Raw genomic sequence first — 14366 nt, forward strand, 5'->3', positions numbered from 1 at the left:
TGCATCGGCCCGCCGCGCCAGGCCGGAAAACCGTAGCCGGTCAGGTACACCATGTCGATGTCACTGGCGCGCGCCGCGATCTTCTCCTCCAGGATGTGCGCACCCTCGTTGACCAGCGCGAACACCAGGCGCTGCACGATCTCCTCGTCGCTGATCTGGCGCGGGGTGATGCCCTGTTCGCGGCGAAAGTCCTCGATCATTTGATTGACGACGGAGCTGGGTATCGCGTCACGCTTGCCCGGCTGGTAGTCATACCACCCCGCCCCGGTCTTTTGGCCAAAGCGCCCCATCTCGCACAGGCGGTCGGCAATCTTGCTGTAGCGCAGGTGCGGTTTCTCGACATAGCGACGCTTGCGGATGTACCACCCCACGTCATTGCCGGCCAGGTCGCCCATGCGGAAGGGCCCCATCGCGAAGCCAAAGCGCTCGATGGCGCGATCCACCTGCTCGGGCGTGCAACCCTCCTCCAGCAGAAAACCGGCCTGCCGGCTGTACTGCTCGATCATGCGGTTGCCGATGAAGCCATCGCACACCCCCGAGACGACGCAGGTCTTCTTGATCTTTTTGCCCAGGGCCATGATGGTGGCCAGCACGTCCTTGGCGGTGGCCTCACCGCGCACCACCTCCAGCAGCTTCATCACGTGCGCCGGGCTGAAGAAGTGCGTGCCGATGACGTCTTGCGGCCGCTTCGTAAACGACGCGATCTTGTTGACGTCCAGCGTCGACGTGTTCGTGGCGAGGATCGCCCCCGGCTTCATGACGGCGTCGAGCCGCTCGAACACCTGGCGCTTGACTTCCAAATCCTCGAAAACCGCCTCGATCACCAAGTCTGCCTCGCGGATGTCGTCGTACGACAGTGTCGTGCGCAGCAGGCCCAGGCGCTGCTCCATCTGCTCGGGCTTGAGCTTGCCTTTCTTCACTTGCCCTTCGTACACCGACCGAATGTTCGCCACCCCGCGCTCCAGCGCCGCCTGCTGGGTCTCCAGCAGCGTGACGGGCAGGCCGATGTTGAGAAAGTTGATCGCGATGCCAGTGCCCATCGTGCCAGCGCCGATGATGGCGACCTGGCGGATCTCGCGCTGGGGGGTGTCCTCCGGCACGTCGGCAATCTTGCCCGCGGCGCGCTCGGCCACGAACAGGTAGCGCAGCGCAATGCTGACGGGCGTGTTCATCAGGTTGACGAACGTCTCGCGCTCGAACGCCATGCCATCGTCGAAGCGGCGCGTGGTGGCCGCCTGCACGGCGTCGATGCACTTCAGCGGCGCGGGATAGTGCTTGGTCTGCGCGCCAACCATATTGCGGGCGAACTGGAAATACGCCTCGGCCTGCGGATGCCGGCACGGCAGGTCGCGCACCCGTGGCAGCGGGGCGCCGTCCGCGTGGCGCTGCGCCACCTCACGCGCCAGCGCCAGCGCCTCGTCCAGCAGGGTCTCGGCCGATGCCGCCAACTTGTCGAACAGCTTCTGCCCCGGAATGGTGGCCAGCAGCTCGCTGGGCACGGGCTCACCACTGACGATCATGTTGAGCGCGGCCTCCACGCCAATGACGCGCGGCAGGCGTTGCGTGCCCCCCGCCCCGGGAATCAGACCCAGCTTGACCTCGGGCAGCGCCACTTTGGTGCCGGGGGCGGCGATGCGGTAATGCGCCCCCAACGCCAGCTCCAGCCCACCGCCCATGCACACGCTGTGAATGGCGGCCACCACCGGCTTGGGTGAAAGTTCGAACGCGCCGATGAGGCTGAGCAGGTTCGGATCCTGGTAGGCCTTGGGCGAACCGAATTCCTTGATGTCGGCCCCGCCAGAGAAGGCCTTGCCGGCGCCGGTCACCACGATGGCGCGCACGGCCGGATCGTCGATGGCCCGATCCAGCCCCTGGGCCACGGCCTGACGGGTCGACAAGCCCAACCCGTTGACGGGCGGGTTGTCGAGCGTGATGACGGCCACGTCACCGTGGACCTGGTAATGAGCGGTCATGATGCCTCCTGCAAAACGATGACGAAAAAAGTGAACGATCGTTCGATTTTGTCTTGATTCTAGGGTGCACGCTGCCGATTGCCCATAGGCAGGTGTCGCGTATTTGTCTGTCGCGGTAGCGCTCAGCCCACCTCCAGCCACTCGCGCCGCACATAGGGGTTGGCTTTGAGCTCGTCGGGCGTGCCGTCGAAAACGATGCTGCCGTGCCCCATGACCAGCGCCCGGTCGGAAATCTGCAGCGCGATGGTGAGCTTTTGCTCGATCAACAGCACCGAGACACCCTTGGCTTTGAGGGTACGCAGATACTGCGCCACCAGCTCCACGATCTTGGGCGCCAACCCCTCGGTCGGCTCGTCGATGATGATGAGATCGGGGTCGCCCATGAGCGAGCGGCACAGCGTCAGCATTTGCTGCTCCCCGCCCGAGAGCACCCCCGCCTCGGTGTGCTGGCGCTCCTTGAGGCGCGGAAACATCGCATACATGTCGTCGAAGCTCCAGCGCCCGGATTTGCGGGGATTTTTCTGGCCCAGCATCAAGTTCTGGTGCACGGTGAGCTTCGGAAAGATGTCGCGGCTCTCGGGCACGTAGCCGATCCCCAAGTGCGCAACCTCGTAGGGCTTGAGCCCGGTGATGCGCTGTCCCTGCCAGCGGATGTCGCCCTCGGCGTCGACCAAGCCCATGATGGCCTTGGCGGTCGTGGAGCGCCCGGAGCCGTTGCGGCCCAGCAACGCGACAATCTGACCGGGTTCGACCCGGAAATGCACGCCGTGCAGCACGTGGCTTTTGCCGTAGAAGGCGTGAAGGTTGTCGATCTCGAGCATGGTGTGGCGCAGATGTGGTGGGATACGAGAAACGTCAATGCGCGGCTTCGGCCGCCTGCTGCTCGGCCAGCACCGAGCCCAGATACGCCTCCTGCACACGCGGGTTGGCCTTGACCGCCTCCGGGGTGTCGAAGGCGATCACCTCGCCATACACCACCACGGCAATGCGATCCGCCAGGCCGAACACCACCCCCATGTCGTGCTCGACGGTCAGCAGCGTTTTGCCCTCCGTCACCTCGCGGATGAGTTCGATGAAGCGCCGCGTCTCGCTCTTGCTCATGCCCGCCGTCGGCTCATCGAGCAGGATGACCTGCGCCCCGCCCGCGATCGTGATGCCGATCTCGAGCGCGCGCTGCTCGGCGTAGGTCAGATTCATGGCCAAGGTGTCGCGTTTCTTGGTCAAGCCGATGCGCTCGAGCAAGTCCTCGGTGCGCTCGTTGGCGTCGTCCAGATCGGCCAGAAATTTGAACAACGTGTAGCGATAACCCAGGCTCCAGAGCACGCCACAGCGCAGGTTCTCGAACACGCTGAGCTTGGGGAAGATATTGGTGATCTGAAAGCTGCGCGCCAACCCCATCCGGTTGATTTCGAATGGCTTTTTACCGTCGATGCGCCGCCCGCCGAGCAGGATCTCGCCGCTCGTGGGCGCAAAGCGCCCACTGATGAGGTTGAACAGGGTCGATTTGCCCGCGCCAGTGGGGCCGATGACCGCGACGCGCTCGCCCGCGCGCACCGCCAGATCGACACCACGGATGATCTCGGTCTTGCCGAAGCGCTTGCAGACACCGCGCAATTCGAGCGCTGGGGTGTCGTGCGATGCCGAAGTGTTGGGTGTGGTGGACATGTCAGGCCATCTCCCGCCGCTTGATTTCCTTTTCGATATCGACCTGGATGTCGCTCCAGTGCTCGCGGAAGCGCCGGCGCGCAACCTCGAACAGACCAATGCCGGTCAGCATCACGAACGCCGAGCCGAACCAGCTCTGCGCCGATCCGGTGTCGAGCGTAGCGCCCAGGTACTGAACCTGCGGGCCGATCGCCGCGTTGAGCTGCAGGTGGTAGATCATCTCGATGATGCCACCCGCCCCCAGCAACGCCACCAAGCCCGTCCCTCCCAGCGCCAAGTAGCTCACCCACAGCTCGCGCAGCCGGCCGAAGGCCGCCACGCGCAGGTTCATCATGATCAGGCTGGCGATGCCACCCGGCGCGTACATGACCATGAACATGAACACCAACCCCAGGTACAGCAGCCACGCCTTGGTCAGCTCCGACAGCAGCACCAGCGCCAGCACCATCAGCACGCCACCGATGATGGGCCCGAAGAAAAACGTCGCCCCGCCCAGGAAGGTGAACAGCAGATACGCGCCCGAGCGCAGCGGGCCGACCACCTCGGCCGTGACGATTTCGAACTGGATCGCCGCCAGACCGCCGGCGATACCGGCAAAAAACCCCGAGATCATGAACGCCAGATAGCGCACGACCTGCGTGTTGTAGCCGATGAACTCGACGCGCTCCGGGTTGTCGCGCACGGCGTTGAGGATACGCCCCAGCGGCGTGCGCGTGAAAGCGAACATGGCCGCCACGCACACGAAGGTATAGACCGCGATCAAGTAATACACCTGCACCGCTGGCCCATACGTGATGCCGAGCACGGGCTCGCCCACCACCCGGTTGGCGGTGATGCCCGCCTCGCCACCGAAGAAGTCCGAAAACATCAGCGACAGCGCAAACACCAGCTCGCCCACGCCAAGCGTAATCATGGCAAACGGGGTGCCGGCCTTCTTCGTCGTGACGTAGCCAAACAGCATGGCAAAGAACAGTCCCGCCAATCCGCCGACCATGGGCAGCAACGACACCGGCACCGCCAGCGTGCCCTGTCCCACCATCAGCAGTGCGTGGATCGCGACGTAAGAACCCAGGCCGCTGTAGACCGCGTGCCCGAAGCTCAACATGCCCCCCTGCCCGAGCAACAGGTTGTACGACAGGCAAGCGATGATGGCGATGCCCATCTGCGCCAGCATGCTGATGGACAAGTTGCTGGTGAACAGTTGCGGCGCCACCAACAACACCAGCGCGAACAGGGTCCAGACGACCCAGCGCCCGACGTTGTAGGGAGTGAACTGATAGTACGCCTTGCTCATGGTCTGGTCGTTCAAGTTTGAGTCATTGGTCGCGCGTGCCCAGCAAGCCCTTGGGGCGGAATATCAGGATCAGCACCAAAAACAGGTACGGCAACACCGGCGCCACCTGCGACAGCGTGAGCTTGAGGAAGTCCTTGTCGCGCATCGCATCCGACAGCGCGAGCCCCATGCCCTGCAGCAGCGACCCGATCGAGTGATCCATCGCCACCGCAAACGTCTGGATGACGCCGATCAGCAGCGACGCCAAAAACGCGCCCGGCAGCGACCCCAGGCCACCGATCACCACCACGGCAAACACCAGCGATCCGAGCGTGGCCGCCATCGCCGGTTCGGTCACGAACGTGCTGCCCCCGATCACGCCGGCCAGACCGGCCAGCCCGGTGCCCACGCCAAACACCATCATGAAGACGCGCGGCACGTTGTGCCCGAGCGCCTCCACCATCTCGGGGTGGGTCAAGGCGGCTTGGATCACCAGCCCCACGCGGGTGCGGGTGATGAGCAGCCACAAACTCACGAGCATGGCCACCGCCACACCCATCATGAAGGCGCGCGTCGCGGGAAACGGCGTGCACGCCGCGGCCTGGCACAGGTCTGCTGCCGCTCGGCCCCAGACGAAGGCCATGCGGTCATCGGCGGTATGGATGAGGGTGAACGCTGGCCCCTGCAGCAGCTCCGGCGGCCGGAAGTTGACCGCGGTACGGCCCCAGACCAGTTGCACCAGCTCCAAGATCACATAGGACAGCCCAAAGGTGATCAGCAGCTCCGGCACGTGGCCAAACTTATGCACCTTGCGCAGGCTGTATTTCTCGAACAGGGCGCCCGCCAGCCCCACCAGCACTGGCGCCACCAGCAGCGCTGGCCAAAAGCCCACGATGCCGGACAACGCGTAGGCGAAATACGCGCCCAGCATGTAGAAGCTCGCGTGGGCAAAGTTGAGCACGCCCATCATCGAAAAGATCAGGGTCAGCCCGGAGCTGAGCATGAACAGCAACAAGCCGTAGCTGACACCGTTGAGTAAAGAGACGAGGACGAATTCCATGATCAGGGGCGTCGTGGGGAATCATCGGGGTCAGACACTCCGGACGGCCAGGCGCAGCTGGCCACCGGCGGCGTCGATTCAACCGATCGATGGGCCCGGCCCGAGTGGGCGGGGCGGAAAACGGTGGCGCAGACCCGACCCGCGCGCACGGTCCGCGCCACGGGCCAAGCCGCCGTCAGTTGGGGCGCTGCATGTTGCAGCTGGTGGGCGTGCTGGCGATGTACGCCGGGAACTCCTTCACGAGCGCGAACGTCATGCCGGTGTTCTCCACGCTGTACGGGAACTTCGCGTCCGCCTTTTGCCAGCGCGTCAGGTACAGCGGCTGTTGCAGCTGGTGGTCGGTCTTGCGCATCTCGACTTCACCGTTGTAGCTGGTGAACTTGAGCCCCTCCAGCACCTTGGCCACTTGCACCGGATCGGTGCTCTTGGCCTTGGCCATCGCCTCGGACAGGCCACGGAAGATGTGGATGACCGAGCCCGTGTAGAAGTCGGCATTGAACTTCTGCTTGAACTCGTTTTGCCACTGCTGCATCTCGCCGCCCATGTTGTAGTGGTTGTACGAGACTTGGTACACCCGGCCTTCGGCGCTTTGGCCGAGAGCGGTCGGCGTGCCCGTCACCCCCGCGTAGTAGGTGTAGAACTTGCCCGTGAACCCCCCCTCGTTGGCCGCCTTCACCAGCAACGCCAAATCTGAGCCCCAGTTGCCGGTGATGACGGTGTCCGCCCCCGAGGCCTTGATCTTGGCGATGTAGGGGGCAAAGTCACGCACCTGCGCCAGTGGATGCAGGTCTTCGCCGACGATTTGGATGTCGGGGCGTTTGCGCGCCAGCAGCTCTTTGGCGTACTTGGCCACCTGATGACCGTGCGAGTAGTTCTGGTTGAGCAGATACACCTTCTTGATGTCGGGCTGATCCTTCATGAAGGTGGTCAGCGCCTCCATCTTCATCGAGGTGTCGGCGTCGAAGCGGAAATGCCAGTAGTTGCACTTGCTATTGGTGAAATCCGGATCGACCGCCGAGTGGTTGAGGAAGACGACTTCCTTGCCCGGGTTGCGCGCGTTGTGGCGCGCCACCGCTTCGATGAGGGCCCCAGCCACCGACGACCCGTTGCCCTGCGTGATGTAGCGGATGCCCTGGTCGATGGCTGACTGCAGGGCCGTCACGCTCTCGGCGGGGCTGAGCTTGTTGTCGAAGGGCACCACCTCCCACTTGACCCCGGCGGGGTTGTGCTTGTTGGGGCCGCTGAACTTCTCGGCAAAGAACTGAAAGCTCTTGACCTGGTTCGACCCCACCGGCGCCATCAACCCCGACAGAGGGTCGATCCAGGCGATCTTGACGGTCTGGCCCGCCAGCGGCGCCGCACCCGCGGCCGCGGCCTGATCCCGCTTGGCTTGGCGGGCGCTCTGGGCCTGGGCGAGGCCGGTCAGCGCCACACCGAACATGGCGGCCACCGCGAGGGTTTTGAAGGCGAATTTCATGCGCTTGTCTCCTTGTGTTGGCATGGTGGGGGAACGGTTTTGAGCTTAGCGGTCTGGTGCAGCGCAGCGATCAGGGAAACCCCGCAGACTTATCACCTAGGCGACTGTCCATTGGATGACACTCGAGCGGCGCGCACTCACAGTCCTGGCAACCGGTAGTCGGCCAGCATTTCGCGCAGCTTCATCTTCTGCATCTTGCCGGTCGCGCCCAGCGGGATCGCGTCCACGAACACCACGTCATCGGGAATCTGCCATTTGGCGAGCTTGCCCTCGTAGAAGGCGAGCAGCTCTTCGCGGGTGACGTCGTGTCCGGGTTTTTTGACCACGACGACGATCGGGCGCTCGTCCCACTTCGGGTGTTTGACGCCAATGCAGGCGGCCATGAGTACCGCCGGGTGCGCCATCGCGATGTTTTCCACGTCGATCGAGCTGATCCACTCGCCACCAGACTTGATGACGTCCTTGCTGCGGTCGGTGATCTGCATGTAGCCGTCCGGGTCGATGGTGGCGACGTCGCCGGTCGGGAACCAGCCGTCGATCAACGGGCTCGGTTGGCCGCTGCGGTAGTAGTCCCGGATGACCCAGGGGCCGCGCACCAACAGGTCGCCCTGGGTCTTGCCGTCCCACGGCAGTTCACGACCGTCGGCATCGACGATCTTCATGTCGATGCCAAAAATCGCGCGCCCCTGCTTGAGACGAATCTTCATTTGCTCCTCTTCGGGCAGCGACAGGTGTTTGTTCTTGAGCGTGCACAGCGTGCCCAGCGGGCTGAGCTCGGTCATGCCCCAGGCGTGCAGCACTTCCACACCGTACTGCTCCCGAAACGCTTGGATCATCGCGGGCGGGCAGGCCGAGCCGCCGATGACCGTGCGCTGCAGGTGCGGCAGCTTCAATCCGTTGGCTCCCATGTGGGTCAGCAGCATCTGCCACACTGTCGGCACGCCGGCCGCGAACGTCACCCGTTCGGCATCCAGCAGCTCGTAGACCGACTTGCCGTCGAGCTGGGCGCCCGGAAACACCAGCTTGCAGCCGACCGCCGCTGCCGAATACGGGATGCCCCACGCGTTGACGTGAAACATCGGCACCACCGGCAGCACGCAATCGCGCGCGCTCAGGCACATCACGTCCGGTAGTGCCGACGCGTAGGCGTGCAGGATGGTCGACTTGTGGCTGTACAGGGCAGCCTTGGGGTTGCCGGTGGTGCCACTGGTGTAGCACATGCTGCTGGCCGTCTCGTCCGAAAAGCGCGGCCAATCGTAGCGGGTGGGATACCCGGCGATCCAGGACTCGTAGCCGATCAGATTGGGAATGCTGCCCTCGGCGGTGAGTCGCGCCAGATGCTCGTCGTCGCACAGCGCCACCCAACGCTGCACGGTCGGGCAATGGGCGTGGATCGCTTTGATGATGGGCCAAAAAGTCGTATCGAACGCCAGCACGCGGTCTTCGGCGTGGTTGACGATCCACGCAATCTGATCGGGCAACAACCGCGGGTTGATCGTGTGCAGCACGCGCCCCGAGCCGCTGACCCCGTAGTACATCTCGAAATGGCGGTAGCCGTTCCACGCCAACGTGGCCACGCGCTCGCCCTGCTCCAGCCCCATGGCGTCGAGCGCCTGCGCCAGTTGCCGCGCGCGCGCCGCCGCCTGCGCGTAGGTCGTGCGATGGATGTCGCCCTCCACGCGCCGCGAGACGATTTCCACGTCGCCGTGGTGGCGTGCCGCGTGTTCGATCAAATCCGAAATCAGCAGGGGTCGTTCTTGCATCAGGCCCAGCATTGGGAGCACTCCTCTTTTCGAATGGGATGGGAAACGGCCGTCCGCGACGACCGACTCCGCTAAGCTTACGACTATGGCAAGTCCCATCCAACGTCGTCATCCTGACAAACCCGAGGTCACGGGTCCATTTGTCGCCCACTCGACAGCCGGTACCGTGCCCCATTTGTCCCACTTGCGTCGATCATGACCCTCGACAGCCGAACGCCCGCGCGTGTCTTTTTGTCCCAGCAGCCCTGGTTCGGCAGTATGGACCCAAGCCTGCGCGAGACCCTGATCAACGACATGCTGTTGCAGCGCGCCAGCCGCGGCGAGTTGCTGGTCCGCCGGGGCACACCGGTCGATGCCTGGTGGGCGGTGTTGTCCGGCATGGCCAAGCTGCAGACCGAAGGGCGGGATGGCCGTGTCTCTGCCTTCCTGGGTGTCCCGGCCGGCGACTGGTTTGGCGAAGGCACGGTCCTCAACGGCGGCCCGTGGCGGTACGACGTGGTGGCCTTGCGCGACACCACGCTGATCGGCCTGCCGCTGGCGCACTTTCACCATCTCTACCAAACGCATCTACCGTTCAACCACTACCTGATCGCGCGCCTGAACCTGAGGCTGGGGCAAGCCATGACGGCCATCGAAGCCGGTCGGCTGCGCACCCCCGAAGAGCGCGTGGCGCAGTACCTGGTCATGTTCCTGGGCTCGGGGATGCGCAAGATCACCCTGACGCAGGAGGATTTCGGCCACCTGACCGGCTTGTCGCGGCAGACGGTCAACCGTGTGCTCAAGGCGTTGGAAGCCAAGGGCTGGATCTCGCTCGAGTTCAGCCGCATCGAGGTGTTACAGCCCGACGCACTCCAAGCCCTGCTGAACCGCCGCTGAACCCCTGTGCACGACAAGGGTGTCGCGCGCGTTGAACAATTCATCCATGTCGTTTCCGATCGAAAAATCCGATGCCGAGTGGCGCGCCTTGCTCACCGAAAAGATCGCACGCGGCGACGCCGAGCCCCTGGCCTTCGACGTCACCCGCCGCGCTGCGACCGAACCGCCCTTCACAGGACGCTATGAATCGTGGTGGCAGCCTGGCCGCTACCACTGCATCGCCTGTGGAGCGCACCTGTTCGACAGCGACACCAAGTTCGACGCCGGTTGCGGCTGGCCCAGTTTCTGGCAGGCGCGCCCCGGCGCCATCGTCGAGCGCACCGACCGCAGCCACGGCATGGTGCGCACCGAAACCCTGTGCGCCGGCTGTGGGGCGCACCTGGGCCACGTGTTCGACGATGGGCCACCGCCCACGGGCTTGCGTTTTTGCATGAATTCGGCGGCCCTGCAGTGGCACCCGCTATGACGCGCGCTGCACCGATAATCCGGGCATGCGCCTGTTGATCGACTTCTTCCCCATCGCCCTCTTCTTTCTCGCCTACCAGTGGCAGGGCATCTACGCGGCCACCGCCGTGCTGATGGCCGCCACGGTGGTGCAGATGGGCCTGATCTATGCCATCGACCGTCGTCTGCAAGCGGTGCAAAAAATCACGCTGCTGCTGGTGCTGGTGTTCGGCGCGCTCACGCTGCTGCTACACGACGATCGCTTCATCAAGTGGAAGCCCACCGTGTTGTACGGCGCCATTGCGCTGGCGCTGGCCGCCGCGCTGTGGGGCTGGAAGAAGAACGTGCTGCAACTGCTGCTGGGCAGCCAGCTGCAGTTGCCGACCCACGTTTGGTCGCGGCTGACGCAGGCTTGGATCGGCTACTGCCTGTTCATGGCCGCCCTCAACGCCTACGTCGCGGCGTTTTACTCCACCGATGCCTGGGTGGACTTCAAGCTCTGGGGTTATATCTTCCCCGTGCTGTTCCTGGTCGGGCAGGGGTTCTACGTCGCGCGCCATCTGAAGGATGACACACCATGACGACAGACACGGATGGGACCACGACCCAGGCGATCGAGCAGCTGCTGCGCCACGCGCTGCAGCCCACGCGGCTGGAGGTGATCGACGAGAGCGCTGCCCACGCCGGGCATGCGGGCGCGAATGGTCGGGGACAAGGCACGCACTTTCGCGTGCGCATCGCCGCGCCGGCGCTGGAGGGCCGCAGCCGCGTCACCGCCCACCGACTTGTGTATGATGCACTGCAACCGGCGTTCGACGCCGGCTTGCACGCGCTGGCCATCGAGGTGCTGCACGAGTAACGGTAGCCGGCGACACGCAACGTCTTTCTCCTCGGTTTTTTCGGACACATCCCTCCCATGAATATCCTGTTGTCGCGCGTGGCCGTCGCCGCGTGTCTGGCGGCTGGCCTGGTCCTGCCAGCGCACGCCCAAAATCTCGCCATCGTCAACGGCAAGCCCGTCCCCTCGGCCCGCCTCAAGGCGCTCGAGCAGCAGGTCGCCCGCTCGGGACGCCCCATCGACGACAACGTGCGCCAACAGTTGCGCGAAGAGGCCATCCTGCGTGAGATCTTCGTGCAAGAAGCCGAGCGGCGCGGCCTGCGCGCGTCGCCGGAGGTCAAGGCCCAGCTCGAACTGGCCACCCAGACCATCCTGATCCGCGAGCTGTTTGCCGACCAGCAACGCCGCCATCCCGTCACCGAAGCGGAGCTGCGCGCCGAGTATGACCGCATTGCCCAAGCCATGGGGCAGGAGTACCGCGTCCGCCACATCTTGGTCGAGAGCAAGGAAGCGGCTGAAGCGGTGCTCGCCGAGCTGGCCAAGGGCGCCAAGTTCGAGGACCTGGCGGCCAAACGCTCCAAGGACCCGGGGTCGGCCAAGCGGGGTGGAGATCTGGACTGGGCAACGCCCGATGCGTTCGTGCCGGAGTTTGGTCAGGCGATGGCCAAGCTGGGCAAGGGCGAGACGACCCGCGAGCCGGTGCAGACCCAGTTCGGCTGGCACATCATCCGCGTCGATGACGTGAGAGCCGCGCAAGTACCCCCGTTCGAGGACGTCAAACCTCAGATCGAGCAGCAGCTGCAGCAGCAAAAACTCGCGCAGTTCCAAGAAGAGCTGCGCAAGAAAGCCAAGATCCAGTAAGCGATCGGCCGGGCGGGCACCCGGGAGTCCGCCGCGGGCTCAACGCCGGCCGTCTGCCGCTGCGTCGGCGTCCCCGTCCCCAGCGCTGCTCGGCAGCAGTGCCAGCGGCGCTTGGGTGACGGGCGCCAGCCCGTAGAGCACCGAAGCCGCAACGGCCGCCGGTGCGTCGATCCCCAGTGGCACCAGCACCGCGACGGCGGCGGCCTCGCGCGTACCCCAGCCACCAAAGCTCACCGGTAGTGTGGCCAGTACGAAGATCGGCACCGCGGCCAGCGCCACACCCGCCCACGGCAGGGGCGCGCCCACCGCATGCAGCCCTGCAAACAGCGTGGTGACACTGGCGGCCTGCACGGCCAAAGAACCCACGAGCTGCTGCCCCCAGTGACGCGCCGGCGCATGTGTGGCGAGTTGCCGCCACCAGCGCCACGCGGGCCGCTGCAGCTGCGCCCAGTACATGCCATGGCTGGCACTGACACGCAACACCACGTACGGTGACAGCGCCATGGCCACGGCCAGCGCGGCCGCCACGACAACCACCACCGGCAAAAAGCCCGACAACCCTAAGGCGTGGAGCGCCCTTTGCAGCCCATCGCCGTGCCCGCTGATGCTACCCACGACCAGCGCCAGGCATCCCAGCAGCCCCAACCCCCACAGGCCACTGAGGCGATCCAGCACGACCGACACGCCGGCCTCCAGCACCGGCACACCGCGCCGGTGCAGGCTCCAGGCGCGCAGCATGTCGCCCCCTAGCACCGCCCCGGGCAACACCACGTTGGCCGCCACGCCCCGAAAGTACACCAGCAGCGCCCAGCGCAGGGGTACCTCGAAGCCTAGCCAGCGTACCCCCGCACGCCAGCGCCAGGCCGACAGCGCGTTGGCCGCGGCGCTGCTGAGCAGCCCGGCCAACAGCCAGCCGCCATCGGCCCGCTGCAACTCGGCCCACACGCGCCCGGGCTCCACCCACCACAGCACCGCCGCCAGCAGCGCCAGCGCGGCCGCCAGCCGCCATGGGCGCCGCCCCTGCGGGCGAGCCGTGCCCCGGGTTGGGCCCAGGCTCATGGCTGCGTGGCAGTCCCGGGGTGAGCGGGCGGCAACCCCCGGGTGTGGTACTGGGGACGGCCCGATCCCTCGTGGTAGATGCGGATGAGCAACTCACCCGTCAGGCCCGCCACGATGAGCTGCGCCCCCATCAGCACCAGCATCACCCCGGCGATGAGCAGCGGGCGACCGCCAATATCCTCGCCTGCCAGTTTGACCGCGAGCAGATACCCGAGGATCACCACCCCGGGCGTCATGAGCCACAGGCCCAGCCCACCAAAGGCGTGCAGAGGTCGCTGCCGGTAGCGCAAAAAGAACACGATCAACACCAGGTCCAGAATGACGCGGAAGGTGCGATCGATGCCATACTTGGACTGCCCGCGCGTGCGCGCGTGGTGGCGCACCGGCACTTCCACGATGCGCGCGCCGGCTTCGCGCGCCAGCGATGGGATGAAGCGGTGCAACTCGCCGTAGAGCCGGATGCGCTCGATGATCTCGCGCCGATACGCCTTGAGCGCGCAACCGTAGTCGTGCAGACGCACCCCCGTGGCCCAGGAAATCAGCCGGTTGGCCAGCACCGAAGGCAGGCGGCGCGACAACGCCTTGTCCTGGCGCTGCTGGCGCCAGCCCGAGATCATGTCCACCGACGGATCGGACTCCAACCGCTCGATGAGCGCGGGAATGTCCAGCGGGTCGTTTTGCAAATCCCCGTCCAGCGTGACGATGTAGCGGCCCCGCGCGCGCTCGAAGCCGGCCTGCAACGCCGTCGATTGACCGTAGTTGCGCGCCAGGATGACCGGGTGCAGCCACGGCGTCGTCGCCGCCAGTTCGGCCAGGATGGCGGGGCTGGCGTCACGCGAGCCGTCATCCACGCAGATCAGCTCGAAGGTCCAGCGTGTGGGCCCGAGCGCCTCGCCCACCCGCGCCACCAGCTCACGTAGGTTGTCCTCTTCGTGATAGACCGGGATGACGACCGAGATGTCTGGGGCTGCCTCGGCGCGAGGCGCAGGGCGGGTGGGAGCGCTGGTGGGAGCTGGCGTCATGGTGATGGGGCACGAAAAAGCCGGGCAGGCGGCTGATCCGCCCTACCCGGCTGGC

At 65.5% G+C, this 14366-nt stretch carries 14 protein-coding genes; 5 read left to right on the top strand and 9 right to left on the bottom strand.

Annotated elements, in window-relative coordinates; all coding sequences use genetic code 11:
- The 7 genes from Q0716_RS06405 to Q0716_RS06435 form a co-directional block, all read right to left on the bottom strand.
- On the bottom strand, positions 1-1973 hold a 1973-nt coding region (locus Q0716_RS06405; protein ID WP_299021029.1), incomplete at its 3' end, for a 3-hydroxyacyl-CoA dehydrogenase NAD-binding domain-containing protein.
- A 122-nt stretch (positions 1974-2095) separates the two neighbouring features.
- Positions 2096-2794, bottom strand: a complete 699-nt coding sequence (locus Q0716_RS06410; RefSeq protein ID WP_299021032.1) for an ABC transporter ATP-binding protein — start codon at positions 2792-2794, stop codon at positions 2096-2098.
- Between the two features lie 34 nt (positions 2795-2828).
- A complete protein-coding gene (locus tag Q0716_RS06415) occupies positions 2829-3638 on the bottom strand; it encodes an ABC transporter ATP-binding protein (RefSeq protein WP_299021034.1) in 810 nt (269 codons plus the stop codon).
- Between the two features lies 1 nt (position 3639).
- Complete coding sequence (locus tag Q0716_RS06420; protein WP_299021102.1) at positions 3640-4932, bottom strand: branched-chain amino acid ABC transporter permease; 1293 nt, start codon at positions 4930-4932, stop codon at positions 3640-3642.
- A gap of 22 nt (positions 4933-4954) precedes the next feature.
- Positions 4955-5971: a branched-chain amino acid ABC transporter permease gene (locus Q0716_RS06425; RefSeq protein WP_299021036.1), complete on the bottom strand. Its 1017-nt coding sequence runs from the start codon at positions 5969-5971 to the stop codon at positions 4955-4957.
- Between the two features lie 175 nt (positions 5972-6146).
- Positions 6147-7448: a branched-chain amino acid ABC transporter substrate-binding protein gene (locus Q0716_RS06430; protein WP_299021039.1), complete on the bottom strand. Its 1302-nt coding sequence runs from the start codon at positions 7446-7448 to the stop codon at positions 6147-6149.
- 137 nt (positions 7449-7585) lie between these two features.
- A complete protein-coding gene (locus Q0716_RS06435) occupies positions 7586-9223 on the bottom strand; it encodes a 3-(methylthio)propionyl-CoA ligase (protein WP_299021042.1) in 1638 nt (545 codons plus the stop codon).
- A gap of 183 nt (positions 9224-9406) precedes the next feature.
- Here Q0716_RS06435 and Q0716_RS06440 point away from each other — a divergent pair, with 183 nt between their 5' ends.
- From Q0716_RS06440 to Q0716_RS06460, 5 genes are read left to right on the top strand one after another with little or no spacing between them, the layout of a single operon-like run.
- A complete protein-coding gene (locus Q0716_RS06440; RefSeq protein ID WP_299021045.1) occupies positions 9407-10087 on the top strand; it encodes a Crp/Fnr family transcriptional regulator in 681 nt (226 codons plus the stop codon).
- Positions 10088-10133: 46 nt separating this feature from the next.
- Positions 10134-10553 (top strand): peptide-methionine (R)-S-oxide reductase MsrB, encoded by a 420-nt coding sequence (gene msrB, locus Q0716_RS06445; RefSeq protein ID WP_299021047.1) that lies wholly within the window; start codon positions 10134-10136, stop codon positions 10551-10553.
- Positions 10554-10578: 25 nt separating this feature from the next.
- Positions 10579-11112, top strand: a complete 534-nt coding sequence (locus tag Q0716_RS06450) for a septation protein A (RefSeq protein ID WP_299021050.1) — start codon at positions 10579-10581, stop codon at positions 11110-11112.
- Positions 11109-11390, top strand: coding sequence for a BolA family protein (locus tag Q0716_RS06455; protein ID WP_299021053.1), 282 nt, complete (start codon positions 11109-11111; stop codon positions 11388-11390). The genes Q0716_RS06450 and Q0716_RS06455 overlap by 4 nt, the downstream gene beginning before the upstream one ends.
- A 57-nt stretch (positions 11391-11447) precedes the next feature.
- Positions 11448-12230 (top strand): peptidylprolyl isomerase, encoded by a 783-nt coding sequence (locus tag Q0716_RS06460; RefSeq protein ID WP_299021056.1) that lies wholly within the window; start codon positions 11448-11450, stop codon positions 12228-12230.
- A gap of 39 nt (positions 12231-12269) precedes the next feature.
- Here Q0716_RS06460 and Q0716_RS06465 read toward each other — a convergent pair whose 3' ends face one another.
- Together Q0716_RS06465 and Q0716_RS06470 are read right to left on the bottom strand one after the other, a co-directional pair.
- Positions 12270-13289 (bottom strand): lysylphosphatidylglycerol synthase transmembrane domain-containing protein, encoded by a 1020-nt coding sequence (locus Q0716_RS06465; RefSeq protein WP_299021058.1) that lies wholly within the window; start codon positions 13287-13289, stop codon positions 12270-12272.
- On the bottom strand, positions 13286-14311 hold the full coding sequence (locus Q0716_RS06470) for a glycosyltransferase family 2 protein (RefSeq protein WP_299021060.1): 1026 nt from the start codon (positions 14309-14311) through the stop codon (positions 13286-13288). The genes Q0716_RS06465 and Q0716_RS06470 overlap by 4 nt, the downstream gene beginning before the upstream one ends.
- Between the last annotated feature and the right edge of the window lie 55 nt (positions 14312-14366).

Source organism: uncultured Tepidimonas sp. (genome assembly GCF_938045175.1).
Classification (GTDB): Bacteria; Pseudomonadota; Gammaproteobacteria; order Burkholderiales; family Burkholderiaceae_C; genus Tepidimonas.

What these genes read in the sequence shown, in the direction of transcription:
- Q0716_RS06440 (WP_299021045.1), top strand. Translation starts at nt 9,407, where the DNA reads ATGACCCTCGACAGCCGAACGCCCGCGCGTGTCTTTTTGTCCCAGCAG.
- Q0716_RS06470 (WP_299021060.1), bottom strand. Translation starts at nt 14,311, where the DNA reads ATGACGCCAGCTCCCACCAGCGCTCCCACCCGCCCTGCGCCTCGCGCC.
- Q0716_RS06460 (WP_299021056.1), top strand. Translation starts at nt 11,448, where the DNA reads ATGAATATCCTGTTGTCGCGCGTGGCCGTCGCCGCGTGTCTGGCGGCT.
- msrB (WP_299021047.1), top strand. Translation starts at nt 10,134, where the DNA reads ATGTCGTTTCCGATCGAAAAATCCGATGCCGAGTGGCGCGCCTTGCTC.
- Q0716_RS06420 (WP_299021102.1), bottom strand. Translation starts at nt 4,932, where the DNA reads ATGAGCAAGGCGTACTATCAGTTCACTCCCTACAACGTCGGGCGCTGG.
- Q0716_RS06435 (WP_299021042.1), bottom strand. Translation starts at nt 9,223, where the DNA reads ATGCTGGGCCTGATGCAAGAACGACCCCTGCTGATTTCGGATTTGATC.
- Q0716_RS06415 (WP_299021034.1), bottom strand. Translation starts at nt 3,638, where the DNA reads ATGTCCACCACACCCAACACTTCGGCATCGCACGACACCCCAGCGCTC.
- Q0716_RS06410 (WP_299021032.1), bottom strand. Translation starts at nt 2,794, where the DNA reads ATGCTCGAGATCGACAACCTTCACGCCTTCTACGGCAAAAGCCACGTG.
- Q0716_RS06455 (WP_299021053.1), top strand. Translation starts at nt 11,109, where the DNA reads ATGACGACAGACACGGATGGGACCACGACCCAGGCGATCGAGCAGCTG.
- Q0716_RS06450 (WP_299021050.1), top strand. Translation starts at nt 10,579, where the DNA reads ATGCGCCTGTTGATCGACTTCTTCCCCATCGCCCTCTTCTTTCTCGCC.
- Q0716_RS06465 (WP_299021058.1), bottom strand. Translation starts at nt 13,289, where the DNA reads ATGAGCCTGGGCCCAACCCGGGGCACGGCTCGCCCGCAGGGGCGGCGC.
- Q0716_RS06430 (WP_299021039.1), bottom strand. Translation starts at nt 7,448, where the DNA reads ATGAAATTCGCCTTCAAAACCCTCGCGGTGGCCGCCATGTTCGGTGTG.
- Q0716_RS06425 (WP_299021036.1), bottom strand. Translation starts at nt 5,971, where the DNA reads ATGGAATTCGTCCTCGTCTCTTTACTCAACGGTGTCAGCTACGGCTTG.